Here is a 24,870-nt window from a genome sequence, read left to right on the forward strand (position 1 = left end):
ACCACCTCTGCCGCAGCACGATGGCGCCGCGGTCATCATGACCCACGAGGTGGAACGAGTTCTTGCCGATATCGATGCCGATCACGGCGATCGCTGCGTTGAGTTTCTGAGACATGGCGTGCTCCTCTGAGCGCCCCTTGCCAGTTTCTCGTACTGGCAGGGCCGGAGCACGGCCGGACCATTCCATTAGCGGACCAAGGGCGCGGGCTACATATTTCGCTTACGACGCTAGGCTTCGCATTTCGGTAATCAGGTCGGACTTGCCTTCGAAGCCGATGCCCGGAAGCTCCGGCATGGTGACATGCCCGGCTTCCACCCGCACCCCATCGGGGAATCCCCCATACGGTTGGAACAGATCGGGATATGATTCATTACCGCCGAGCCCGAGCCCCGCTGCGATGTTGAGCGACATTTGGTGTCCGCCGTGTGGAATGCAGCGGCTCCACGACCAGCCGTAGCTCTTCAACATTTCCAGCGTGCGCAAGTACTCGACCAGCCCGTAGCTCAGCGCGCAGTCGAACTGCAGCCAGTCCCGATCAGGCCGCATGCCGCCGTAGCGGATCAGGTTGCGGGCATCCTGCATCGAGAACAAGTTTTCGCCGGTGGCCATCGGGCCGGGATAGTGCTCGGCCAGCTTCGCTTGCAACTCATAATCCAGCGGATCGCCAGCTTCCTCGTACCAAAACAGATCGTATTGGCGCAGCGCCTTCGCATAAGCCACCGCAGTATCGAGATCGAAGCGGCCGTTGGCGTCGACGGCGAGCTTGCAGCCCGCAGGTAACATTCTCAAGACGGTTTCGATGCGCCTGCAGTCGTCCGAGAGCGGCGCGCCGCCGATCTTCATCTTCACGACCGTGTAGCCGCGGTCGAGATACCCTTGCATCTCCGCTGCCAGGCCTTCGAGGCCCTTGCCTGGATAGTAGTAACCGCCGGCCGCATAGACGAAGACACGCGGGTTGGCCTGCACTTTGGCGCGTTCCGCCAAGAGTCGAAATAGGGGCTTGCTCGCAATCTTGGCGACGGCGTCCCACACCGCCATATCGATCGTGCCGATGGCGACCGAACGCTCGCCATGTCCGCCCGGCTTCTCGTTAGTGAACATGGCCGCCCAGATTTTGCCGGGATCCAGAAGGCCACCTTCGTCAAGCAGGCTGTCCGGCGCAGCCGTCAGCACGCGCGGCGCGAAACGCTCGCGGATCAACCCTCCCTGCCCGTAGCGACCGTTCGAGTTGAAACCGTAGCCGATGACTGGCCGGCCATCGCGGATGACGTCGGTGACCACGGCAACCAGACTCAGCGTCATCTTCGAAAAGTCGATGAAGGCGTTGGCGATGGGAGAAGATATCGGAGCGGTACGCTCCCGGATGTCGACAATGCGCATGAAAGGATGTGTCCTTATCGGAGGGGGCGGAAGCTTAATCGGCGTATTGGCCGACTGCGTTGATCATCGGACGCCAGCGCTCAATCTCGCTCTTCAGCGTTTCACGAAGGATTTGCGGCGTTGCCTTGTCCGGCGTCGGATCGGTCGCGATATCCGCGAACCTGCTGGCCAGCGCCGGATTTTTGAGCGCCTCGGCCAAGGCTTTGGTTAGCACCTGCACGATAGGATCGGGCGTTTTCGCTGGCACATAGATACCATGCCAAACGCTAATCTCCATGCCAGGCAGGCCGGCCTCGGCCGAGGTGGGCACGTTAGGCATCGATGGCAGCCGCTTGGCGCTGGTGACGGCGTAAGACTTCACGCTGTTGGCCTGGACCAGCGGCGCGGCGGTCGTGGCTTGTTCGCACCCAAGATCTATCTGCTTCCCCATCAGCGCCTGAAGAACCGGGCCGCCTCCGCGGAATGGAACGACGTTCATCTGCTTCTGAACAGCCGCCATGAATAGCATACCGCAAAGCTGCGACGCCGCACCCAGGCCCGAATGCGCGAAGGTGACGTGATCGCCTCGGGCCTTGATGTCTGCAATGACTTCGGCCAGCGTATTCGGGGCGTAGTCCGGGCGCGCAATGATTGCCATGTTGGCATCGGACACGACGCCGACAGGCTTCAGGTCGGTGGTCGGATCGAACGGAAGCTTCCGATACAGCGTGACGGCTGTGGCCAGTCCGAGATGATGAAGTAGAAGCGTATAGCCGTCGGGCTCAGCACGGACGACCCGATTGCTGCCCAGAGTGCCGCCCGCGCCGGCGACGTTCTCGACAATCACCTGCTGTCCGAGCAGACGGCCCATGTTCTCGGCCGTCACGCGCGCCACGGTGTCGGTAGGGCCTCCGGCGGCAAAAGGCACGATCATGGTGATGGGCCGCTTGGGGAAATCCTGGGCGATCGCCGCAGACGCCGTCAAGAACAGCAAAGAAGCACACACAACCGCACGCATGAATATCTCCCAGGATCATTTTTTGATCCACCCAATGTAGGTGAAACTGCCGACTTGTCAGCCATCTCAGAAATGGTAAATTTTCACCTCAGCTATTCTCATATAAGATGTCTAAATCTGACGGCAGGACAGATCATGCGAAATTTCGATCCCGTTTCGTTGCGGCTGTTCATCGCGGTCTGCGAGGAACGCAACATCGCCACAGCCGCCCGGCGCGAGGCGATCGTGCCGTCCGCGGTGAGCAAGCGCATCAGCCAGATGGAGGAAGCCGCAGGCGTCACCTTGCTCGAACGCGGCAGGCGCGGCGTTGCGGTGACGGCGGCGGGGGAGGTGCTGTGCCGCTATGCGCGGGAATCGCTGCAATTGCTCGACCGGATGCAGGCAGAAATGGGTGCGTTTGCCGAGGGAGTGCAAGGGCACGTGCGTGTCTTCGGCAGTAAATCGGCGGTGGCGCAATTCCTGCCGGAAGATATCAGCCTGTTCGCGCAACGCTATCTCGACGTACGCGTCAGCCTGGAGGAGCGCGAAATCTGGGAAGTGGTGCGCGGCGTTGAGGAAGGGCGCGCCGATATCGGAGTGTGTTGGGACGCCGTCGACATGCGCGGCCTGCGGACCTTGCCATATCACCGCGACCATCTTGCGGTAGTCGTCCATCCCGCCCATCCATTGGCGAGAAAACGTTCTGTCTCCTTCGTCGACACGATTGACTACGAGCATGTCGACATCGTCGCTCGCAGCATCATGCAGACGACCCAGCGCAGTGCTGCGGCCGCCGCCGGCAAGCAGATGCGCTACCGCATCCAGGTCTCGACCGTTGACGCCGCTTACCGGATCGTGGCGGCCCAATTGGCAGTGGCGATTGTACCCGCTGAGGAGGCGAGCGCGATTCAGCAGGCGCTAGGGCTCAAGGTGATCCCCCTCAGCGATAAATGGGCCAAGCGCCAGTTCGTCGTTTTAGTGCGTGAGAAAGGCCTGAGCCTACCGGCGCAATTGTTGGTTCAGAGTCTGTCTTCTTCCGAACGCATTCAACCGCGTCGGTCAGGTCGCTCTAAATAGTCTCGTCGCGCACGCCGTTCGGAGCACATTCCAACGGGTAAAGAAGCGGTCCAGCGTCCGCTTCTAGCACATTTGAGACATCCCGACGCACGGTAACGATGTCTGTTTATGGGGGTAGACCGGAAGTCATCGGTACGCGGCCAAACCGACGCGAATGGCCCATCACGGAAATTGGCCCTAGTCCAGCAACGGCCCGATATGGTTTGATGCCTTGGGGCTGGAACTGAGACGCATGGGTGGCCTCATGTACATGTTCATTCGAAAGTACACCAAGGTTCATTCGGTTGCGGATGCTGCCCGCCGCGCCAAAAGCGGCATTGGTCAGATCCTGAGGGAATCGCGCGGATTCAGATCGTATTATGTAATGGATGGGGGCGCGGGCGTCGGTGTCGCTGTGATGATATTCGAGGACCGCGAAAGCGCCAATGCGGCGAACGATAAAGTCCGGGAGTTTGTTCAAGCAAGCCTGCATGACCTTGATCTTGGAGACCCGGAAATCATCGCCGGGGAAATCTTGGTGAATATGGAATCTGATGCGTAATGTCGGCCGACGGTCAAAATGGCGCGATTGACGCACAATGGACATCAGGCTTTGCAACAAGCAACTCGAAGCCGGCCCCTATCAATGCACTCAGTTGACCTGATACATTGGCCCGCTGAGGGTTGACAGGTAACGGCTGGAATTTCTTAGCTTCTTTGGTGGTGCGGCTGTCGCGTGGCCGCATGCATGCACGCACAAGAGGGCCTGGAATGAAGAAGACATTTGCTGCCTTTGTCGCGGTCGCAACGATTGCCGGTTCGCTCGCCGCGACGCCCGCAAGCGCACAGCGGGGCGTCTCCGCTCCGGGCCGCTATATTGAGCCCGCCCCTTACGGAGCAGGTCGCGGGCCATACGACGATTTTGGCAGTTGCGAATGGGTGACTCAGCGTTTCTGGGACGGCCATGGCTGGCGGGTCCGCCGGGTGCGCGTCTGCGGCTGATCCGCGATTGCGGCGAGATTGAACGGCTCATGGCAACATCGACGTCGAGCGGAGGCTGTCGAGAACGGGTCCAGCATCTCCACGACGGCTTCAACCTGTACCCGGGCGTTGCGCGCGAGCGACGATACCGCCCGCGACACCAACGCCCAGCACGTATATCCACCCTTCGTGGAAGTCGAACAGGTGGGAATTGAGCAGCGAACTGATGAAGTTCTGAACCACGATCACCAGGCCGATCCACGATGCAAAAAGGGATTCCCGAAACAGCTGCAGATGGAAGTACCACATCGCATAGAGCACGAGGCAACCGAGCACGCCCCACTGGATTGCGACGTAAAGTGTCTGGTTATGAGGGTTGCGGATGATGTTGCCCCATTCGCCGCTCTTGCCTTCAGCTTCGCGGCTGAAAAGCTGCTGGGTTGATCCAGTGCCGTGCCCGAAAACCGGCGCCTCGGAAATCGACCTGATGGAAACGCGCCAATACGCCAGTCGCAGGCCATTCGACGTCGCGGCACTGGTGTCGCGATCCACCTTGTAGTCCTGCACCGTGCGCCCGATCCGGTCACGCAAATAGGGTGATGAGAGCAGAACGCCGAACTCGACAACTGCCGCAAGCATCAGAAAACAAATCGCGTGTCTGCGATTCAGATATTTGACGGCAAAGAGGATCAACAGGACAGGGAAGTAGGCGTATGCCGTTCGCGATGTCGCGACAAACCGCATGTCGAGGTAGAAGCCCAACATGACGGCTGCGAAAGCCAAGGTCCACGCGCGATGACCGTTCGCCGCGAACCACAAGATCAGCGGCGCCATGACAAACAGGCACAGCGCGAATTCGTGGCTTTGATCGATGTAGTTTCTGACGGGGACTCCAGCCAGCGCACCCGGCGAGGAGGCTTTCCAGTCGGCGAAGTATGTCACCCATGACAATCCCATCAGCAGGACACAGGAAGCCAGGAACGCGAACAGCACCCAATGCCCGCGCTGGGAGCGTTCGTAGTGGTAGAGGAGAAGCGGCACCGCCAGCAGCTTTGCGACGGGCACGACGCCTTGAATTCCGACCGGCCAGGTGTCCTCGGTCCAGAACAGGCCCGCGGTCGCCAGTGCGAAGAAGGCCAGCGGCAGGAAGCTGGCTGGTGCACGCAACGACTCGAAAAGTGCCGGCCAATGGATCGTGGGAAGAACCGCGAGCATCCACAGCACCATGAAAATGGAAACCGCCGTCGTCGACCACGGAAGCGAAGCGCCGGCCAGTGCCGGGTAAAGATCGACGCTGAGAAGCCAGAGCCGGGATTCCGGCCACGCGCCGATGAGTTCAGAAAATCCCGGCCGTACGACGGGAGCGGTCAGCTCTGACATCGCACACCTGCCACTCGATCATGATCTGCAAGGAAGAAACGGCAGCGATGCTGGCGGACGCGGTCCCAGCGCGATCGGCTCGGCTTTCGAAAGGTCATCTGAAATACCCGTATACATACGCATACTCAACAAATACTACCTATCCGCGCGACATCGCCTTGCGGCACGCCCCGCCCTCGAAAGGCTCCTACTATCGCTGCGCGCAAACGGCGTTTTATTGGATAATTTCAGGCTGATTTGGGTCATCCAGCCTCCTGAGCAAAAATATTCCGCTTTCCATCCGACCCAAATCAGCGGCTATTTCCGCGCTGTCCCGTCTCGACAAGAGGGGCGGATCGCGCGTCGTCACGAACGCGGGACGGGATGCGGTGGACGCGAGAGCGCCGGCGCGCAGATGTGATCGCAGGGCGAGTTGAGCCTCATGAGCGGTTCACGGCGCGCAAAACGAACGGCGCTATACGCGTACGGCAAAACCGTGTGGTCCCGACACCCGTGGCTGGTGCCAAGCTGTCGGTGGCGACTTCGGTCCGACCGGATCGATTGAGCCATGGTGCAGCAAGCACCGGCATTCCCCGCTCCCTCTCGTTGGAGAGAAGGTTCATGCAAGCCTCGGGCGCAATGCGTCGCGAGAATGCGAAACTGCATCAACGTCATTGCGAGCGAAGCGAAGCAATCCATGGCGCCGCGAAAAGAAAGAATGGATTGCTTCGCTTCGCTCGCAATGACGTGGAAGCAGCCACGCTACGCTCTGTCCCCTCACCCTGAGGAGGCTGCGAAGCGGTCGTCTCGAAGGGCCCCAATGTCCTACCGCCTAAAACTCTTGATCTCCGAGACGCTGCCGTCGCGATAAGTCAGCTCCACCGAAACCGACTTCGTCTGCGGCGCGAGCTTCAGGTACGGCGTCGCTTCGTGCGGAATGACGCTGGGATCCCGGGGATCGCATGGCGGCATCTTCAGAACCTTGTCGGGTACCGTAGAGTCGATGCCGATGCGCACTTCGCGGATCGCGCAGCGATACGACATCAGATGCGTGTAGTAGACCAAGAGGCCGTTGAATTCGCGGAACGACAGCCAGCTCGTCGCGGTCATGTCGAGGATCTTGCGCTGGTCGCGGATCAGGGCGGCCTCGGGGTCGAAGCGGATCGGGAACGGGCCCTGCAACTCGCCATTGGTGTCGACATAGCGCACCTGGATGATGGCCGCCGGCGCATCGGCCGGCAATTCGACCGACGGATTGGGCATCCGCTTGCGGGTCCGCGGGTCGAGCGTATCCATGAAGCCGGTTTCGCGGAAATTGCCGCTGTCCCCCAGCCGCCAGGAAATGCCGAGCGTCGGGTCGGCGATCGAGAACACCACGGTCCAGCCGCCATTGTGGCGCGAGAACATCGCGATCGGCGCGTTGACGGAATCGTTCTGCGGCTTGAGTTGCTGCACCGGCGGCAACGCCGCCAGCTTTGGCAGCTGTTCGGCAGGCTTCGCCGCCGCTTCCGGCTGCGCCTTGCTCGCCAGACCGTTCAGGAACACGTCGTCGACCATCTGGTCGAAATAGACCGGGATCTGCTTGTGGCGAACCGTCTCCGCCAGTTCGCTGACCGCCCGCCGCGTCCGCTGCGCGACCTGGACGAGGTTCGCGCCGGGCTGCGTCAGCTCCTTGGCAAAGGTACGCGTGAACACCGAATTGGGATTGGCATCGTCATTGGAGAGCCGGTCGAGCGCGGTCTGCCGCGGCCCGGCCGAGAAGATCGAGAACACGCCTTCCGGCAATTGCGTCATCGGCGCAAGGCCGCCGCGGCCGGCAATCGCGCGCGTGCCGGCACGCTCGAACGGATTGTTGCGGCAGGCGTCGAACACCAGGATGGCGGTGCGCACGTTGCGGTTCTGCAGCCGCTCGATGATGCGGTCGGCGAGGACCGAGGCGTCGCGTACCAGCTCTTCCTGGCCTTCGGTCGCCGCCGGCACGTCGGTCGGCAGCAGGAAATTCTGGCCGGCGATTTCGAAGCCGTGGCCGGCAAAAAAGAAGAACGCGGTGTCGCCAGCATCGACCGCCTTGTCGAACGCGAGCAGGGTCTGGCTGAACGCCTGCCGGTTCTGGTTTTCCGCCACCATCACCGTGAAGCCGAGCTGCTTCAGCGTATCGCCCATGGTGCGGGCGTCGTTGACCGCCTTCTGCAGCTTGGGCACGTTCCGGTAGTCGTTGTTGCCGACCACGAGCGCGACGCGCTTTTCCGCATGCGCGGGCGCGGCAAACGCCGCGATGCAACCTGCAAGGCTCGTCACCGCGATCAATCTGGAAAGCCAAGCCTTCATCGAATTCCCCCAGCGCACGAATGGTCCTGGTTTGGGCCGTGCGAAGCCACTTCATGCCATAGTCGGCATCCCAATGCCCACGGTTCAACGGCCACCGTTGTCAGGAATACAGCGGCCCTATTTGACGCCCAAATGACGGTTTTGGCCGTTATTCGTGCGAAAACATTAAGCTTTTTCGGCGATATGGCCGTTCCCAGATTGACTTTGGCCATTTCGCCCCTATGTTCCGGCTCAACGCGGCCTTGGATCGAAACGCGATTCTCTAGGTTAGCCGCTCGTCTGCGTAAGTCAGAGCCCCCAGCTTTTCAAAAGCGCGCCGTTTCGGGGCAAAACGCGACAGCCTTTTTACCCTCGATTCCGAACGGCGGTGTCGACTAGAGGCTCAATGTCTTTTTCCCATCTCGGACTTTCCGATAAGGTCCTCGCCGCGGTTGCGGCCACCGGTTACACCACCCCTACCCCCATCCAGGAACAGGCAATTCCGCACGTTCTGGCGCGCCGCGATGTTCTCGGCATCGCCCAGACCGGCACCGGCAAGACCGCCGCCTTCGTCCTGCCCATGCTCACCATGCTGGAAAAGGGCCGCGCCCGGGCGCGAATGCCCCGCACCCTGATCCTCGAACCGACCCGCGAACTCGCCGCCCAGGTCAAAGAGAATTTCGACAAATACGGCATCGGCCAGAAACTCAACGTTGCGCTCCTGATCGGCGGCGTCTCGTTCGGCGACCAGGACAGTAAACTGACCCGCGGCGTCGACGTCCTGATCGCGACCCCCGGCCGCCTGCTCGACCACACCGAACGCGGCGGTCTCTTGCTCACCGGTGTCGAACTCTTGGTCATCGACGAAGCCGACCGCATGCTGGACATGGGCTTCATCCCCGACATCGAACGCGTCTGCAAGCTGGTGCCGTTCACGCGGCAAACCCTGTTCTTCACCGCGACGATGCCGCCGGAAATCAGCCGCATCAGCCAAGACTTCCTGCATAATCCCGAGCGGATCGAAGTCTCGAAACCCGCCACAACCGCGACAGGCGTGTCGCAGTTCCAGGTTCGCGGCGGCCGCGAGCCGCATGAGAAACGCGAAATTCTTCGCCGCCTCTTGCGTGACGCCAAGGATCTCAACAACGCGATCATCTTCTGCAACCGCAAGCGCGAAGTCGCCGTCGTCTACAAATCGCTGCAGAAGCACGGCTTCAGCGTCGGTGCCCTGCATGGCGACATGGACCAGTCGGCGCGCACCGCAGCGCTCGATCAGTTCCGCAAGGGTGAGATACCGTTGCTCGTGGCCTCCGACGTCGCGGCCCGCGGCCTCGATATTCCCGCTGTCAGCCACGTCTTCAATTTCGACGTGCCGCATCATGCCGACGATTACGTGCATCGCATCGGCCGTACCGGACGCGCCGGTCGCGCCGGCACCGCGATCTCGATCGTCAGCCCGCTCGACAGCAAATCGATTTCTGCGATCGAACGGCTGATCGGCCAGACCATTCCTGCCGCCGAAGGCGATTATGCCGTGCAGTCGGCTGCCTCCGACGAGACCGACCAGCCCCACCGTTCACGCGAGGGATCTCGGGAAGGTTCACGCGGCGGCCGCAAGCCGCGACGTGAACGCGAGCCACGTGCTGCCAAGGGTAGCGATGGCAGCGAACGCGAGCCGCGTCCCGCCAGGGATTCCGACAGGAGCGGCGAGCGCGAACCGCGGCATGCCAAGGGCGCAGGCCGCAGTGCCGGCCCGCAGCCGCAGGCAGCGGCCGCTTCCTTCACGCCGCCCGCCCCTGCGCAGCCTTCGCGCGTGCCCTCGATCGGTCGTCCGGAACCGCGGCGCGCCCAGCGCGATGTTGAATCGGAGCCCGCCGATCACTCGCATCTTCCGGCGTTCCTGCTGCGGCCGGTTCGCGCCCGCGTCTGAACGAACTCGGCACGACCCAACGGCCGGAACCGTTTACCGGCCGTTCATTCTCCTCCATTAACCTGCCGCCGATAATTTAATCATTGCGGCACGGCAACGAGCGCTTGCTCGATATTGGGGACGGATCAGTGGTCAAGCTGCTGGACGAACACGAACGCACTTTGGCGTTTGCCGAAGTCGCGTTGGGCCAGATCAAATCCCTCCGGCAAACCGCGGTCCCGCGCAATTACGAAATCTGGTATGTCTACGCGACCGGATACAATGCCCCCCTCAACAAGATCATCAACGAGACGCTGGCGCGCAACGGCCGACTGAGCGAGTCCGATCTCGAACAGATCTACGAAACCTACCTCTCCCACATCAAGGCCTCCGACCGCATCGACAAGGTCGGCGCGCGCGTGATCGGCGAAATCGACGACGTGATGAACCTGATCACCGAGGCGCTCGGGATGTCCGAGAGCTACGACGCCAAGCTGAACGGCGCGAACGAGAAACTCAGGACTGCAAAGACCCGCGAACAGATCAAGGCGGTCGTCGACGGCCTCGTGAAATCGACCCGCGAGATGCGCGAGACCAACAAGGCGCTGGAAAGCCGGCTGGCGCTGTCGAAAGCCGAGATCAGCAATCTTCAGCACAGCCTCGAGGCGATCCGCGCCGAGAGCCTGACCGATCCGCTGACCGGATTAGGCAACCGCAAATATTTCGACCGCTCGATCGAGATGGCGGTGCGGGCGGCGCTGGCAAGCGGCGAGCCGCTGTCGCTGATGATGTTCGACATCGACCACTTCAAATCGTTCAACGATTCCTACGGCCATCTCACCGGCGATCAGGTGCTGCGGCTGGTTGCAATGTCGCTGAAACAGACCATCAAGGGCCAAGACATCACCGCCCGCTATGGCGGCGAGGAATTTGCGGTGGTGCTGCCCAACACGGCGCTGCGCCAGGCGCTGACAGTCGCCGACCACATTCGCCGCGCCGTGATGGCGAAGGAATTGAAGAAGAAATCCACTGGCGAAATTCTCGGCCGCGTCACCATCTCCGTCGGCGTCTCCATGCTGAAACCGGACGATGATACGGATTCATTGATCGAGCGCGCCGACGCCTGCCTCTACGCCGCCAAGCGTAACGGCCGCAACCGCGTGATCTGCGAAGTCGATCCCGAGTACGCCGCCGAGACCCGCAGCCAGGTAGCCTGAGCGCCAACTACCGGCGCGTCGCCTTCTTCTTCGCTGCCGGCCGCTTCGCCGCCGGCTTACGGCCAACAGCCGGCTTGCTCGCAGCCTTGCTCGAAACCTTCGGCTTCGCCACCTTGCGCGCCTTCGGCCGCTTGCGTAACGCCGCGCGTTGCGCAGCGGCCAGCGCCGCCCTCGCCCAATCGGCCAATTCCTCGGAATCGTCGAACAGCCGCGCCGGCAACTGCCAGTATGAGTTCACAGTGACGGTCTTGGCGCGCGTTTGATACTGAAACGGCTGCGAGCCCTCCGCCTCGAATTGCGGAATGGTCTGGTCATCGGCACGGAAATAAAGCCCGGCCCGCAGCGCGAGCGCAAAATTGGTGCCGTCGGCGGAGATGCCGAATCCGGAGAACATCTTGCGGATGGTGACCGGGCCGAAATCGGCAAACAGGTCGATCAGGAAATCACGGTCCATCGCTCACCGCCCCGGCGATGCGGTCGTTAGACCTTCGCGGCCGTCAGTTGCACCGACTCGCCGCAACCGCAGGCGGAGACCTGGTTCGGATTGTTGAAGATGAACTGGGCCTGCATCTTGTCGGCCTTGTAGTCCATCTCGGTGCCGAGCAGGAACAACACCGCCTTGGGATCGACCAGGATCTTCACGCCGCGGTCCTCGACCACCTCGTCGGTCGGGCGGACCTCATGGGCATATTCCACCGTGTAGGACTGGCCGGCGCAGCCGCCGTTCTTGATCCCGACGCGAAGCCCGACGATCTCGGAATCGGCGCGCTTGGTCAGTTCCGTAATCCGCTGCGCGGCTGCCTCGGTCAGTTTCATGACCTGCGGGCGCGGCCGCGGCTTCGGCTTGGAAGACTGGACGGTGGTATCCATTGCAGTCGATCTCCCGCGTCGCATCATGGCGACGAACTATCTTGCCATTAAAATAACAACGAAATTCCCGCTGTGAAGGTCTCTCGTCATGAACTCGATCAGAACCCGTCGAAACCAGCTGCAAGCATCCTAGTAAATCGCCCAAATTCCCGGTGTCGCCAATTCCAGCAGGTGATTGTCCGGGTCGCGAAAATAGATGCTTTTTCCGCCGCGCGGCCAGTCCGTCCTGCCTTCGATTGCGACATTGTGCTCACCAAGCGACTTTTCCCATATTGGCAGCTCAGTCGCCGCAATGGCAAAGGCCATGTGAACAGGGCCACTGCCGTCATGCGGCGGAATGGTCCCGCCGGGTAGTTGGATCGGCTCGGGCGCCGAACCGCGGAGAAAGAGCAGCAACACGCTGCGGCCGCCAACATCATAGGCAAGAAATCGCGAGTCGGCCGTCAGCGGCACAAGCCCGAGCACCTTCTCATAAAATGCGCGAGCGCGATCGAGATCATCAACGTAAAGCGCAGTCTCGATGACACCGGATAGTTTAGGCAACGGATCCCTTCACCACATATTGAGGACGAGGCGCGCCTCGTCGGACATACGATCCGGCGTCCAGGCCGGATCCCAGACCAGGTTCACATTGACGACGCCGACGCCGGGAACGCTGGCGATCGCGTTCTCCACCATGGTCGGCAATTCGCCGGCCGCCGGACAGTTCGGCGTGGTCAGCGTCATCATCACGTCGACGCCGCGGTCGTCCTTGAGGTCGACCTTGTAGATCAGGCCGAGCTCGTAGATGTCGGCCGGGATTTCCGGATCGAAAACCGTCTTCAGCGCGGCGACGATTTCACTTCCCAGCCGCTCGGTCTCCTCGGGCGGCAGCGCCGAGATGGTTTCCATGTTGGCGGTTTTGACTTCGGCTGTGTCACTCATGAGAACAATTCCCGCGCCTTGATCAGCGCCTGTGCCAGATGGTCGACTTCTTCCCGGGTATTATACATCCCAAACGACGCGCGACAGGTGGCTGTGACGTTGAACCGCTCTAAAAGCGGCATCACGCAATGGGTGCCGGCGCGCACCGCAATGCCCTGCCGGTCGATCACGGTCGCGACGTCATGGGCATGAGCCCCCTTCATCTCGAAGGAAATCACCGGTCCCTTGCCGCGCGCGGTTCCGATCAGGCGCAGCGAATTGATTTCGCGCAGGCGATCCTGGGCGTAGTTCAAGAGATCGTGCTCGTGGGCGGCGATGCGCTCCTTGCCGATCGAATTGACGTAGTCGATCGCAGCGCCCAGCCCGATCGCCTCGACGATTGGCGGCGTCCCGGCCTCGAACTTGTGCGGTGGGTCGCCATAGGTGACCCAATCCCTTGCCACCTCGCGGATCATCTCGCCGCCGCCGTTATAGGGCCGCATCGCCACCAGGTGCTCATGCTTGGCATAGAGCGCGCCAATCCCGGTCGGACCATAGATCTTGTGGCCGGTGAAGGCATAGAAATCGCAATCGAGGTCCTGCACGTCGATCGGCAGATGCACCGCGCCTTGCGCGCCGTCGACCAGCACCGGAATGCCGCGGTCATGGGCGAGCTTCACGACCTCCTTGACCGGGACGAAAGTGCCGAGCGCGTTCGACATCTGGGTGATGGCGACGAGCTTGGTGCGCGGCGTCAGCAGCTTCTCAAATTCCTCGATCAGGAAATTGCCGTCGTCGTCGACCGGCGCCCATTTGATCACGGCGCCATGGCGCTCGCGCAGGAAGTGCCAGGGCACGATGTTGGAGTGGTGCTCCATGATCGAGAGCACGATCTCGTCGCCCGGTTTGATGTTGGGCTCGCCCCAGGACGATGCCACGAGGTTGATGGCCTCGGTGACATTGCGGGTGAAGATGATTTCTTCACTACGCGCCGCATTGATGAATTTTGCTACCTTGCCGCGCGCGCCCTCGTAGGCCTCGGTCGCGGCATTGGCGAGGTAATGCAGGCCGCGATGAACGTTGGCGTATTCGCTCTTGTAGGCTTCCGTCATGCGATCGAGCACAGCGGTCGGCTTCTGCGCGGAGGCGGCGTTGTCGAGATAGACCAGCGGCTTGCCATAGACCTTCATCGCCAGCGCGGGGAAATCCTCCCGCACGCGGGCGACGTCATATGCACCGTTGGAAACCGCCGGATGCATTGTCATCCCCTTGCCTCCAGCCAGCGTTGCGCGGCTGCAATTGCGAGTTCGCGCAGATCGTCGTTGACGATCGATTCAATGGCTTCGCCCACGAACGCCTGGATCAGCAGCGCCTGGGCTTCCTTCTCGGAAAGGCCGCGGGCGCGCAGGTAGAACAGCAGGCTCTCGTCGAGCGCGCCGGTGGTGGCGCCATGGCCGCAGGTGACGTCGTCGGCGAAGATTTCGAGCTCCGGCTTGTTGTCGGCCTCGGCCTCGTCGGACAGCAGCAGCGCCCGCGTCATCATCTTGGCGTCGGTCTTCTGCGCATCCGGGCGCACGATGATGCGGCCCTGGAACACCGAATGGCCGCGGTCGTCGGCGACGGCGCGGAACACTTCGCGGCTGGCGCAATGCGGCACCGCGTGGTCCATGAACAGCGTGGTGTCGGCGTGCTGGCGGCCATTGAGCAGATTGACGCCATTGGTTTCCACGCGGGAATGTTCGCCGGCGAACGTAATGGTCGCCTGATAGCGGCTGACGGCGGCGCCGGAGGTCATGCCAAACGTGTTGAAGTGCGCATGCGCGCCCAGCGTAATCACGGCGGAGGAAATATTAACGGCCTCGCGGCCATCCTCGATCAGGCGAATCTGGTCGAGCCGCGAATTGTCGCCAATCGTAACGATCAGCGAGTCGTGGACCTGATAGGCCGTCGCGCCATCGGCCGCGATGTAGCTCTCGACCAGCGTCGCGCCGGCGTCCTTGCCAAGGCGCAACAGCGAGCGGGTGAACATCGCCGCGGGCGCGGAGCCGCTGGCGATATGAATGACATGCAGCGGCTGCGTCAGCACGACGCCATTGCCGATCTCGATCACCACGCCGTCGGTCATCATCGCACTGTTGAGCGCCACCATCGGATTAGCGTTGTCGGGCGTGAACAGCTGCGCCTGCAGTGCAGCCTCGCCGGCCTCCAGCACGTCGCGCAGGGTGCGGACGGCGAGCCCCTTTTCGAGCCCGGCCAGTTCGGAGAGTTTTGGCGCGAACACGCCGTCCACCAGCACCAGCCGGCGCACGCCCTTGATCGTCTGCGGCTTTACCTTTACTGCCGCAGCGGCCCGCGCCAGAGCGGCAGCATCCGGCGCAGGCGCCAACGGCAGCACTTCGCGCATCAGCGCGCGCAGATCGGTGTACTTCCAGTCCTCGATTCGCCGGTGCGGCAGGCCCACACGGTCATAGGCCTCGAAGGCAGCACTTCTCGCTTCGGCCACGCTGCCTGTGCCCGGCAACCGGTCGCGCGCGATGGCGAAGCTGTCGCTCAGCGCGCGTCCGGTCTCGTTCTTTGCCAACGCTAAATTCATCACAAATCCATCCGCGGTCAGGCTGCGTCTTCGAACTGCGCGTAACCGGAAGCCTCGAGCTCCAGCGCCAGATCCTTGCCGCCGCTTTTGACGACCCGGCCCTTCGACATTACGTGCACGAAGTCAGGCACGATGTAGTTCAGCAGCCGCTGGTAGTGGGTGATGACGACCATGGCGCGGTCGGGCGAACGCAGTGCGTTGACGCCGTCGGCGGCGACACGGAGCGCATCGATATCGAGGCCGGAATCCATTTCATCGAGAATGCAAACGGCCGGCTCGAACAGCGCCATCTGCAAAATCTCGTTGCGCTTCTTCTCGCCGCCGGAAAAACCGACATTGACGCCGCGGCGAAGCATGTCCTGCGGAACGTTCAGCGACTTTGCGACCTCGCGCACCTTCTTCAGGAAGTCCGGCGTTGAATATTCGCTCTCGCCGCGCGCCTTACGCTGGGCATTCAGCGCGGTGCGCAGGAACGTCATGGTCGCGACGCCCGGAATCTCCACCGGATACTGGAACGCCAGGAACACGCCCTTGGCGGCTCGCGCGTCCGGCGACATCTCCAGCAGGTCTTCGCCCCTGAACAGGATTTCGCCGTCGGTGACTTCATAACCCGGCTTGCCCGCGATCACATGCGACAGCGTCGATTTGCCGGAGCCGTTCGGCCCCATGATCGCATGCACCTCGCCCGGGTTCACCGTGAGCGTCAGCCCATGGAGGATTTCGTTATCCTCGACACGGACCTTTAGATCTTTGACTTCAAGCAATGACATCTTGTCTTTCCATTTTTTACCCTCGTCCTGAGGAGCGCCGATAGGCGCGTCTCGAAGGACGTGGCCCACAATCTTTCCTCCCATCCTTCGAGATGGCCGCTGTGCGGCCTCCTCAGGATGAGGCCCTACCCAACCGAACCTTCGAGCGAGATCGAGATCAGCTTCTGTGCCTCAACCGCGAATTCCATCGGCAGTTGCTGCAGCACGTCCTTCACAAAGCCGTTGACCACGAGGCCGACGGCTTCTTCCTGGCTGAGGCCGCGCTGGATGCAATAGAACAGCACGTCCTCGGAGATCTTCGACGTCGTCGCTTCGTGCTCGAAGGTCGCCGACGAGTTTTTCGCCTCGACATAGGGCACGGTGTGCGCGCCGCATTTGTCGCCGATCAGGAGCGAGTCGCAGGCGGTGAAGTTGCGCGCGCCGGTCGCTTTCCGATGCGCGGTGACGAGGCCGCGATAGGTGTTTTGAGACACGCCGGCCGCGATACCCTTGGAGATGATCCTGGAGGTCGTGTTCTTGCCGAGATGGATCATCTTGGTGCCGCTATCGACCTGCTGATGACCGTTCGAGATCGCGATCGAATAAAACTCGCCGCGTGAATTGTCGCCGCGCAGGATGCAGCTCGGATACTTCCAGGTGATCGCCGATCCCGTCTCGACCTGGGTCCAGGAGATTTTTGAATTGTTGCCGCGGCAGTCGCCGCGCTTGGTGACGAAATTGTAGATGCCGCCGAGGCCCTCGGAATTGCCGGGATACCAGTTCTGCACCGTCGAATATTTGATCTCGGCGTCGTCGAGCGTGACCAGTTCGACGACGGCGGCATGCAGCTGGTTCTCGTCGCGCTGCGGTGCGGTGCAGCCTTCGAGATAGCTGACATAAGCGCCCTTGTCGGCGATGATCAGCGTGCGCTCGAACTGACCGGTGTTGCGCTCGTTGATGCGGAAATAGGTCGACAGCTCCATCGGGCAGCGCACGCCCGGCGGCACGTAGACGAACGAGCCGTCCGAAAACACCGCCGAGTTCAGCGTCGCGAAGTAATTGTCCGAGGTCGGCACGACCGAGCCGAGATACTTCTTCACCAGCTCGGGATGTTCGCGGATCGCCTCCGAGATCGGCATGAAGATCACGCCGGCCGCCTTCAATTCCTTCTGGAACGTGGTGGCGACGGAAACCGAGTCGAACACGGCATCGACCGCGATTCTGCGCTCGCCTTCCGGCCTGACGACGCCTTCCAGCACTTCGACCTCGCGCAGGGGGATGCCGAGCTTCTCGTAGGTCTTGAGGATTTCCGGATCGATCTCATCCAGCGAGCCGATCTGCTTCTTCGGCTTCGGCGCCGAGTAGTAATAGAGATCCTGGTAGTCGATCCTGGGATAATTGACGCGGGCCCAGGTCGGCTCGGTCATGGTCAGCCAGCGGCGATACGCCTCCAGACGCCATTCCAGCATCCAGGCCGGCTCGTTCTTTTTCGCTGAAATGAAGCGGACGGTGTCTTCCGACAGCCCCCTGGGGGCCTTGTCGGATTCGATCAGCGTCTCAAACCCATATCGATACTGGTCGACGTCGATGCGCTTCACGCGCTCGACCGTCTCTTGTACGGCTGGCATTCCATCCTCCGCTCGCGGTTTCAAGGACCGCGGTGGAACAATTCCAAATCAGTGACGAACCATTTCAGCGAAACCCACTTAGAACGTTTCAAGCTGTGTTTCGTCGCACTCTAAGTAAGGCATCGGCGAGCTTTCGCCAAGCCTGAAGCGCCAAATCAATGTCTGCCTCCGAGGTAGACCAGCCCAGACTGAGCCGCACCGCTCCCTGGGCCAGTTCCTTGCCATAGCCCATGGCCTCGAGGACGTGGGAGGGTTGGACCTTGCCGGACGAGCAGGCGGAACCCGAGGATACCGCAATACCGCCGAGATCGAAGCCAATCACGGCCGTTTCGGCCCTCAGCCCGGGAACGGTGAACAGGGTGGTATTAGGCAGCCGCGGGACGTCCTCGGAGAACACAATCACGTCAGGAGTTTGCTTCAGGCCGGCTTCAAGGCGGTCCCTCAAGCTCCGTAGCCGGGCTGTATCGCCGTCTAAAGCCCCCATGGCGGCCCGCACGGCAGCGCCAAAGGCCGCAATACCCGCGACATTCTCGGTGCCGGCCCGGCGGCCAAGCTCCTGACCGCCGCCACGCAGCAGCGGCTCCAGCCCTTGCACGTCCTCGGCCAGAACCAGCGCACCGACGCCCTTCGGGCCGCCGATCTTGTGCGCAGAAAGCGTGACCAGATCGGCCTTCATCGATTTGATATCAAACGGTATTTTTGCCAACGCCTGGATTGCATCGACATGAAGCAGCCCGCCTGCTTCATGCACGATGTCAGCGACTTCGCCCACCGGTTGAAGCGCGCCGGTCTCGTTATTGGCCAGCATGACCGAAACAAGCGCCCGCGGCCCAACGGCGAGAAGCCCCCGCAGATGGTCGATGTCGATCAGGCCGGATCGGGTGACCTGGATAGTCTCGATCGCCTCCGGCGTGAAACGTCCCCCCGATAACACCGACGTATGCTCGATGGCCGAGACCAACAGCCGACGGACCGGTTCGCCCGCGCCCTTGCGTAGCCCCGGCGTCAGCGCCAGCGCATTCGCTTCCGTGCCGCTCGACGTAAACACCACGTCCTGCGGACGCGCGCCGACAGCCGCCGAGATGGCGGCACGGGCGTCCTCGATCAGCCGGCGTGCCTGACGGCCTTCGGCATGGACCGAGGACGGATTGCCGGCCACTTCCCAAGCAGCCGCCATCGCCTGCCTGGCCTCGGGGCGAAGCGGCGTCGTCGCATTCCAGTCGAGATAGACCCGGTCGGGCATGTCCGTACAATATTACCTATATCGGCCAGCAGCTCCCGCAAGGCTCGGCCTCGCCGCCGGCGCGAGTTGCCTTATGGCAACTGGGGATCGCGGCGTCTCTTGCAATCGCAGCCTAACGCTTTGAACAGCCTTCCAGATGTTCAAGATGCTTGCTTTTTGCCCCTCGCCTCATGCTAGAACGCCGCCACCAGTTTCACGGGAGCGCCGTTTGCGCACCACCCAACGACGCCTGATCGCATTTCTTCTCTGCCGGATCACGGCCGTTGCCAAGGACCACTTCCAAGGATCATGAATGCCTGAAGTTATTTTCACCGGCCCCGCGGGCCGCCTCGAAGGCCGTTACCATCCGGCCAAGCAGAAGAACGCGCCGATCGCGATGATCCTGCATCCGCATCCGCAGTTTCACGGCACGATGAACCACCAGATCGTCTACCAGTGCTACTACGCATTTGCGCATCGCGGCTTCTCGGTGCTGCGCTTCAATTTTCGCGGCGTCGGCCGCAGCCAAGGCTCATTCGATCACGGCACCGGCGAATTGTCGGATGCGGCTTCCGCGCTGGACTGGGCGCAGACCATCAATCCCGAAGCGCGCGCCTGCTGGGTCGCCGGCTTCTCGTTCGGCGCCTGGATCGGCATGCAGCTCTTGATGCGCCGGCCCGAGGTCGAGGGCTTCATCTCGATCGCGCCGCCCGCCAATCTCTATGACTTCTCCTTCCTCGCGCCCTGCCCGTCCTCGGGCCTGATCGTGCATGGCGAAAAGGACGCGGTGGTGCCGCCGAAGGACGTCAACACGCTGGTCGAGAAGCTGAAGACGCAAAAAGGCATCGTGATCGACCAGCAGATCATCCCGGGCGCCAACCATTTCTTCGACGGCAAGCTGGAGCCGCTGATGGAGACGGTGACCGGCTATCTCGACATGCGGCTCGCCAACGTCCGCTGACGTGACCGTGTTGTTTCGTAGCCCCGATGGAGCGCAGCGAAATCCGGTCTACGGCGACATCTGCGTCTCACGCCGCCAGTTTCAGCATGTGCGCGTTATGGCGCACCAGGAACGCGTGCAACAGTTGCGGATAGTCAGGCCCGACTGCCGTGCGCACGCTCGGCCGCTGCGCCAGCGCCTCGCGCCACGCGCGGACCTTGGGCGTATCGGCAAAGACCGAAAGATCGGTCAGTTGATCGAACACATCGAAATAGCGGAAGATCGGTGCGAACACAGCGTCCACCAGGCTGAAATCTTTGCCCGCAAAGAACGGGCCCGGTCCCAGCGCTTCCTCGACACGCGCGAACTTCGCGGCAACCGCTTGCCGCTTGCTTTCGAAGATCGCGGAATCGCCTGTCGTCTCCAGTCCCCATAGCTCGCTCAGAATCGTCGAGCCGAATTCCATCCACGCGCGGTGCTGCGCCCGCTTGAGCGCGTCCTGCGGATGCAGTTTCGCGCCTCCTTGCGTCTCCTCGATATATTCGCAGATGACATTGCTCTCGAACAGTGCGGCTTCGCCGTCCTCTGTTTCGACAAGCAGCACCGGCACTTTGCCGAGCGGCGAAATTTTCACGAACCAGTCCGGCTTGTTGGCGAGATCAATGTCGACCCGCTCGAACGGAATGCCCTTCTCGCTGAGCGCGATCACGGCACGCTGCACATACGGACAAAGCTTGTGGCTGATCAGCGTGAGTTTTGGCGCCATGACGGACCTCCAGGTGAGGCCAGCAGGCCTCGCTACATGCATCTGCATCCAAATTAGATGCGTATGCATGTAGCCGTCAAGGTCAATGCAATTGCATCAACATATCTTGAACCCAGATCAGGGCCGCGCGATGATGCCGCCGGTCATCGGGAATGGTACCCCCGTGGTGGCGGGGTAGCTCAGCGGCAGGCCTTTCAGGCCGCGCGCGGCCAGGAATCCGAAGGCCTGCGCCTCGATCGCGTCGGACGCCCAGCCCAGCGTGTCCGCTGCCCGGACGGTCGCCGGCGCCAGGCACTCGCGCAGCATCCGCAGCATGGTCAGGTTGCGGGCGCCGCCACCGGCCACGATCCAGTTCTTGGGCTCCTTCGGCAGCAGCGGCATCACCCTGGCGATCGCGGCAACGGTAAAGGCGGTCAGCGTCGCCGCGCCATCCTCGGGGGGTATGTCGCCGAGCTTCAACCTCTCAAAATCGTTGCGATCGAGCGATTTCGGCGGCGGCAGTGAGAAGAACGGCATTTGCAGCGCGCGATTGATCCAGGCCGCATCAACCTTGCCCAGCGCGGCGGTGCGGCCCTCGTTATCGAAACGCTGGTTCAGCCAGCGGAACATGTAGTCGTCGAGCAGCGCGTTGCCCGGGCCGGTGTCGCACGCGATCAGCGTGTCGCCGTCGATATAGGTGATGTTGGCGACGCCGCCGATATTGACCACGACGGTCGGCCCCTCCCACTCCAGCGATTGGGCGAGCGCGCGGTGATAGACCGGCACAAAGGGCGCGCCCTGCCCGCCGGCGTCGACGTCGGCAGCGCGGAAATCGTACATGACCGGAACGTGGATGAGCCTGGCTAGCGCCGCTGCGTCGCCAATCTGGACCGTCAACTTTTTCTCAGGCCGGTGCAGCACGGTCTGGCCGTGAAAGCCGACGATGTCGATGTCGTCGAAGCGCATCCGGTGCTGTGCGGTAAAGGCGGCCACCGCCTCGGCATGAGCAGATGTGACGACCCGCTCGGCCTCGCGCAGGCAACCGGGCCGCGCCGCGCGATCCGACAGGTCGGCGGCCTCGTACAACGCCTGTCGCAGCAGGCCGCGCTCCACGTCGGTATAGGGCCGGTATCCGGACGGTCCCAGGGCGTTCACCCGGCGGCCGTCGGTCTCGATCAAAGCGACATCGACCCCGTCGAGCGAGGTGCCACTCATCAGACCAAGTGCCGTCAACATCATCGCAAATCGTGCCTTTGCAACGCCCTGCTCGATCCGTCCCGCCGACGACGATCAGCTTGTGCCAAACACGGACATCTTATAATGCCACAGCGGCCGGATTTGCGGCAGCCCGTTCCGCCACGGTTCCGCAAACAGTTACAATTACAGTGAAAATAGAATGATCAAAGCAGCCCGCCATGACCGCATTTAAATCAGATTTCCTGAACATTTTACAGGAGCGCGGCTTCATCCACCAATGCTCCGATTTCGAGGGCCTCGACGCGCTTGCCGCGAAGGGCCAGGCGACCGCCTATGTCGGCTACGACTGCACGGCGCCGTCGCTGCATATCGGCAATTACCTCACCATGATGATGCTGCACTGGCTGCAGCAGAGCGGCAACAAGCCGATCACCCTGATGGGCGGCGGCACCACCATGGTCGGCGACCCCTCCGGCAAGGATGAATCGCGTGCAATCCGCTCGATCGAGGAAATCGAGGCCAACAAGGCCTCGATCCGCGGCGTGTTCGCGAAGGTACTGCGCTACGGTTCGGGCCCGAGCGATGCCATCATGCTCGACAATGCCGAGTGGCTGACGAAACTGAACTACATCGAAATGCTGCGCGACGTCGGCCGGCATTTCTCCGTCAACCGCATGCTGACGATGGACTCGGTGCGGCTCCGTCTCGAGCGCGAGCAGGAGATGAGCTTCATCGAATTCAACTACATGGTCTGCCAGGCCTACGACTTCGTCGAGCTGGCACGGCGCACCGGCTGCCGGTTGCAGATGGGCGGCTCCGATCAGTGGGGCAACATCGTCAACGGGGTCGATCTCGGCCGCCGCATGGGCACGGCGCAATTGTTCGCGCTGACGACGCCGCTCCTGACGACCGCGTCGGGCGCCAAGATGGGCAAGACCGCGCAGGGCGCGGTGTGGCTCAATGCCGACCAGTTCTCGCCTTACGATTTCTGGCAATACTGGCGCAACGTCGAGGACGCCGACGTCGTCAAGTTTCTAAAGCTGTTCACGATCCTGCCGATGAGCGAGATCGCAAAGCTGGCGGCATTGCAGGGCGGCGAGATCAACGAAGCCAAGAAGGTGCTGGCGACGGAAGCGACCGCGCTGTTGCACGGTCGCGACGCCGCCAACACGGCCGCCGAAACCGCCCGGCAGACTTTTGAGCAAGGCGAGATCGCTGAAAGCCTGCCGACGGTGGAAATTTCCTCCGGCGAGCTCGAAGCCGGCGCCGGCGTGCTGGGACTGTTCGTGAAAGCGGGTCTCGTCGCATCGAACGGCGAGGCACGGCGCCAGATCAAGGGCGGCGGCTTGCGCGTCAACGATTCCGCCGTCACCGATGAGAAGATGGTTCTGACGCCGTCCAACCTCACGCCGGAAGGCGTCATCAAACTTTCCATGGGGAAGAAAAAGCACGTCCTGCTCAGGCCGGCTTGAGCCTGCCTGCATAGCCGTATTCGTTTTTGAGGCTTGCGGGGGTGGACGGAAACGCGCTCCCTGCGTCCGATGGATAACAAGACGCCAGAGGGAGATGCGTTAGCCAGGTCGCTCAAGCCGGAGCGGGTTGCGCTCAACGTGCTGGCGCTCTGCTTTACGCTAGCGCTTATCGGCCGCGGCCTCGGCGAGAGCTTTACGGTTTTCCTGAAACCGATCTCGGAGAATTTCGGTTGGGACCGCGCGGAGGTGGTCTCGGTCTATTCGCTGACCTGGCTGGCGGGCGGACTGATGGCGCCGGTGGTCGGCCGGCTGTTCGACCGCTACGGCCCCCGCACCGTCTATTCGGTGGGATTGCTGCTGCTCGGCGGCGCGTTCCTGGTAGCCTCGCAGGCGCAAGCGCTGTGGCAATTCCAGTTCAGCGTTGGGCTCGCCGTCGGGATCGGCATCGCCTTCATCGGCAACGTGCCGAATTCGATCCTGCTCGGCCGCTGGTTCGGCCCGCGCCTGCCGACGGCGATGGCGATCGTCTATTCCGCGACCGGCGCCGGTGTGCTCGTGCTATTGCCGGCGTCGCAGCTTCTGATCGATCATTTCGGCTGGCGCGGCGCCTACCAGATCTTCGGCATCGTTGCGCTGTGCCTGTTGTTGCCGTTGCTGCTGCTGCCGTGGCGCCTGTTTTCGACGGGCTCGCCGCACATCGCGGGGAAGGCCGATCCCGATTTCATCGACGGCGGCTGGACGCTTGCGAGCGCGATGCGCCACCACGCGTTCTGGGCGCTGTTTTCGACGTTCTTCTTCACGGCAGTCGGCATGTACGCGATCTCGGCGCAGATCGTCGCTTATCTGATCGACGCCGGCTTCCCGCCGCTGCAGGCGGCGACCGCCTGGGGCTTTTCCGGAATCGTGCTGCTGTTCGGCATGCTGGGCGTGACGCAACTCGATGCGATGATCGGACGAAGGCCGTCGGTGCTGCTGAGCTACGCCATCTCGATCGTCGGCATCATCCTGCTGTGGCTGCTGCAGTTCTATCCGAACGTCTGGCTGCTGGGCGCCTTCGTCGTGACCTTCGGCAGCATGATCGGTTCGCGCGGCCCGCTGATCACGGCGACCGCGATGAAGATCTTTCGCGGCGAGCGCGTCGGCACCATCTTCGGCACGGTCGCCATCGGCAGCGGCCTTGGCTCAGGGCTCGGCGCCTGGGCCGGCGGCCTGATCCACGACTGGACCCACAGCTACGATCCCGTGATCGCGTTTGCGCTGGTCGCGGTGGTGCTGGGAATGATTCCGTTTTTGGTCGTGCCCGCACTGCGACGCTAGGACGCGCCTGTTCGAAATACAACGAACAAGCGTACAGCAATTCTAAAT

At 62.2% G+C, this 24,870-nt stretch carries 23 protein-coding genes and 1 pseudogene; 8 read left to right on the top strand and 16 right to left on the bottom strand.

The window, feature by feature from the left end:
- The 3 genes and pseudogenes from C7G61_RS31160 to C7G61_RS31170 form a co-directional block, all read right to left on the bottom strand.
- Positions 1-115 (bottom strand): annotated as a pseudogene (locus tag C7G61_RS31160) (IS110 family transposase); the annotation flags it as partial.
- A 105-nt stretch (positions 116-220) separates the two neighbouring features.
- Positions 221-1,381, bottom strand: coding sequence for a mandelate racemase/muconate lactonizing enzyme family protein (locus C7G61_RS31165; protein WP_108521102.1), 1,161 nt, complete (start codon positions 1,379-1,381; stop codon positions 221-223).
- 34 nt (positions 1,382-1,415) lie between these two features.
- Positions 1,416-2,378 carry a tripartite tricarboxylate transporter substrate-binding protein gene (locus C7G61_RS31170; RefSeq protein WP_108521104.1) on the bottom strand — a complete coding sequence of 321 codons (963 nt, stop codon included), beginning with the start codon at positions 2,376-2,378 and terminating at the stop codon, positions 1,416-1,418.
- 135 nt (positions 2,379-2,513) lie between these two features.
- On the opposite strand from C7G61_RS31170, the gene C7G61_RS31175 reads away from it, so the two are divergent.
- The 3 genes from C7G61_RS31175 (at position 2,514) to C7G61_RS31185 (ending at position 4,415) form a co-directional block, all read left to right on the top strand.
- Positions 2,514-3,434, top strand: a complete 921-nt coding sequence (locus tag C7G61_RS31175; protein WP_108521106.1) for a LysR family transcriptional regulator — start codon at positions 2,514-2,516, stop codon at positions 3,432-3,434.
- Between the two features lie 244 nt (positions 3,435-3,678).
- Positions 3,679-3,975 carry a hypothetical protein gene (locus C7G61_RS31180; RefSeq protein WP_190242051.1) on the top strand — a complete coding sequence of 99 codons (297 nt, stop codon included), beginning with the start codon at positions 3,679-3,681 and terminating at the stop codon, positions 3,973-3,975.
- A 209-nt stretch (positions 3,976-4,184) separates the two neighbouring features.
- Entirely contained in the window at positions 4,185-4,415 is a 231-nt protein-coding gene (locus C7G61_RS31185) for a hypothetical protein (protein WP_108521110.1), read from the top strand.
- A 90-nt stretch (positions 4,416-4,505) separates the two neighbouring features.
- Here the strand turns inward: C7G61_RS31185 and C7G61_RS31190 are convergent, their stop codons facing one another.
- Together C7G61_RS31190 and C7G61_RS31195 are read right to left on the bottom strand one after the other, a co-directional pair.
- Positions 4,506-5,774 (bottom strand): O-antigen ligase family protein, encoded by a 1,269-nt coding sequence (locus tag C7G61_RS31190; protein ID WP_108521113.1) that lies wholly within the window; start codon positions 5,772-5,774, stop codon positions 4,506-4,508.
- An 804-nt stretch (positions 5,775-6,578) separates the two neighbouring features.
- Positions 6,579-8,081, bottom strand: coding sequence for a caspase family protein (locus tag C7G61_RS31195; RefSeq protein ID WP_108521116.1), 1,503 nt, complete (start codon positions 8,079-8,081; stop codon positions 6,579-6,581).
- A 385-nt stretch (positions 8,082-8,466) separates the two neighbouring features.
- Here C7G61_RS31195 and C7G61_RS31200 point away from each other — a divergent pair, with 385 nt between their 5' ends.
- Together C7G61_RS31200 and C7G61_RS31205 are read left to right on the top strand one after the other, a co-directional pair.
- Positions 8,467-9,990 carry a DEAD/DEAH box helicase gene (locus C7G61_RS31200; protein WP_108521119.1) on the top strand — a complete coding sequence of 508 codons (1,524 nt, stop codon included), beginning with the start codon at positions 8,467-8,469 and terminating at the stop codon, positions 9,988-9,990.
- A gap of 128 nt (positions 9,991-10,118) precedes the next feature.
- On the top strand, positions 10,119-11,186 hold the full coding sequence (locus C7G61_RS31205) for a GGDEF domain-containing protein (protein ID WP_108521291.1): 1,068 nt from the start codon (positions 10,119-10,121) through the stop codon (positions 11,184-11,186).
- Positions 11,187-11,193: 7 nt separating this feature from the next.
- On the opposite strand, the gene C7G61_RS31210 is transcribed toward C7G61_RS31205, so the two are convergent.
- The 9 genes from C7G61_RS31210 to C7G61_RS31250 form a co-directional block, all read right to left on the bottom strand.
- Entirely contained in the window at positions 11,194-11,640 is a 447-nt protein-coding gene (locus tag C7G61_RS31210; RefSeq protein ID WP_108521121.1) for a TfoX/Sxy family protein, read from the bottom strand.
- A 26-nt stretch (positions 11,641-11,666) separates the two neighbouring features.
- Positions 11,667-12,056 (bottom strand): HesB/IscA family protein, encoded by a 390-nt coding sequence (locus tag C7G61_RS31215; RefSeq protein ID WP_108521123.1) that lies wholly within the window; start codon positions 12,054-12,056, stop codon positions 11,667-11,669.
- A 129-nt stretch (positions 12,057-12,185) separates the two neighbouring features.
- The gene (locus C7G61_RS31220; protein WP_108521125.1) at positions 12,186-12,599 is read right to left on the bottom strand and encodes a VOC family protein; all 414 of its coding nucleotides are present in this window, start codon (positions 12,597-12,599) and stop codon (positions 12,186-12,188) included.
- A gap of 9 nt (positions 12,600-12,608) precedes the next feature.
- Positions 12,609-12,980 (bottom strand): SUF system Fe-S cluster assembly protein, encoded by a 372-nt coding sequence (locus C7G61_RS31225; RefSeq protein ID WP_108521127.1) that lies wholly within the window; start codon positions 12,978-12,980, stop codon positions 12,609-12,611.
- Positions 12,977-14,224: a cysteine desulfurase gene (locus tag C7G61_RS31230; RefSeq protein ID WP_108521129.1), complete on the bottom strand. Its 1,248-nt coding sequence runs from the start codon at positions 14,222-14,224 to the stop codon at positions 12,977-12,979. The genes C7G61_RS31225 and C7G61_RS31230 overlap by 4 nt, the downstream gene beginning before the upstream one ends.
- Entirely contained in the window at positions 14,221-15,552 is a 1,332-nt protein-coding gene (sufD, locus tag C7G61_RS31235; RefSeq protein WP_108521131.1) for a Fe-S cluster assembly protein SufD, read from the bottom strand. Before sufD ends, C7G61_RS31230 begins: the two co-directional genes overlap by 4 nt.
- Before the next feature lie 17 nt (positions 15,553-15,569).
- Entirely contained in the window at positions 15,570-16,322 is a 753-nt protein-coding gene (sufC, locus tag C7G61_RS31240) for a Fe-S cluster assembly ATPase SufC (RefSeq protein WP_108521134.1), read from the bottom strand.
- Between the two features lie 125 nt (positions 16,323-16,447).
- Positions 16,448-17,929: a Fe-S cluster assembly protein SufB gene (sufB, locus tag C7G61_RS31245; RefSeq protein ID WP_108521136.1), complete on the bottom strand. Its 1,482-nt coding sequence runs from the start codon at positions 17,927-17,929 to the stop codon at positions 16,448-16,450.
- A gap of 88 nt (positions 17,930-18,017) precedes the next feature.
- Complete coding sequence (locus C7G61_RS31250) at positions 18,018-19,172, bottom strand: cysteine desulfurase family protein (RefSeq protein WP_108521138.1); 1,155 nt, start codon at positions 19,170-19,172, stop codon at positions 18,018-18,020.
- 292 nt (positions 19,173-19,464) lie between these two features.
- Between C7G61_RS31250 and C7G61_RS31255 the strand changes: the two genes are divergently transcribed.
- A complete protein-coding gene (locus tag C7G61_RS31255; RefSeq protein ID WP_025589847.1) occupies positions 19,465-20,112 on the top strand; it encodes an alpha/beta hydrolase in 648 nt (215 codons plus the stop codon).
- 67 nt (positions 20,113-20,179) lie between these two features.
- Here the strand turns inward: C7G61_RS31255 and C7G61_RS31260 are convergent, their stop codons facing one another.
- The gene (locus C7G61_RS31260; RefSeq protein WP_108521141.1) at positions 20,180-20,857 is read right to left on the bottom strand and encodes a glutathione S-transferase family protein; all 678 of its coding nucleotides are present in this window, start codon (positions 20,855-20,857) and stop codon (positions 20,180-20,182) included.
- 117 nt (positions 20,858-20,974) lie between these two features.
- Positions 20,975-22,075: an anhydro-N-acetylmuramic acid kinase gene (locus C7G61_RS31265; protein ID WP_108521143.1), complete on the bottom strand. Its 1,101-nt coding sequence runs from the start codon at positions 22,073-22,075 to the stop codon at positions 20,975-20,977.
- Between the two features lie 176 nt (positions 22,076-22,251).
- Between C7G61_RS31265 and tyrS the strand changes: the two genes are divergently transcribed.
- Entirely contained in the window at positions 22,252-23,505 is a 1,254-nt protein-coding gene (gene tyrS, locus C7G61_RS31270; protein ID WP_108521145.1) for a tyrosine--tRNA ligase, read from the top strand.
- A 69-nt stretch (positions 23,506-23,574) separates the two neighbouring features.
- Positions 23,575-24,822, top strand: coding sequence for an MFS transporter (locus tag C7G61_RS31275; RefSeq protein WP_108521147.1), 1,248 nt, complete (start codon positions 23,575-23,577; stop codon positions 24,820-24,822).
- Positions 24,823-24,870 lie beyond the last annotated feature (48 nt).

This window comes from Bradyrhizobium algeriense (assembly GCF_003062295.1).
In the GTDB taxonomy this organism is placed as follows: domain Bacteria; phylum Pseudomonadota; class Alphaproteobacteria; order Rhizobiales; family Xanthobacteraceae; genus Bradyrhizobium; species Bradyrhizobium algeriense.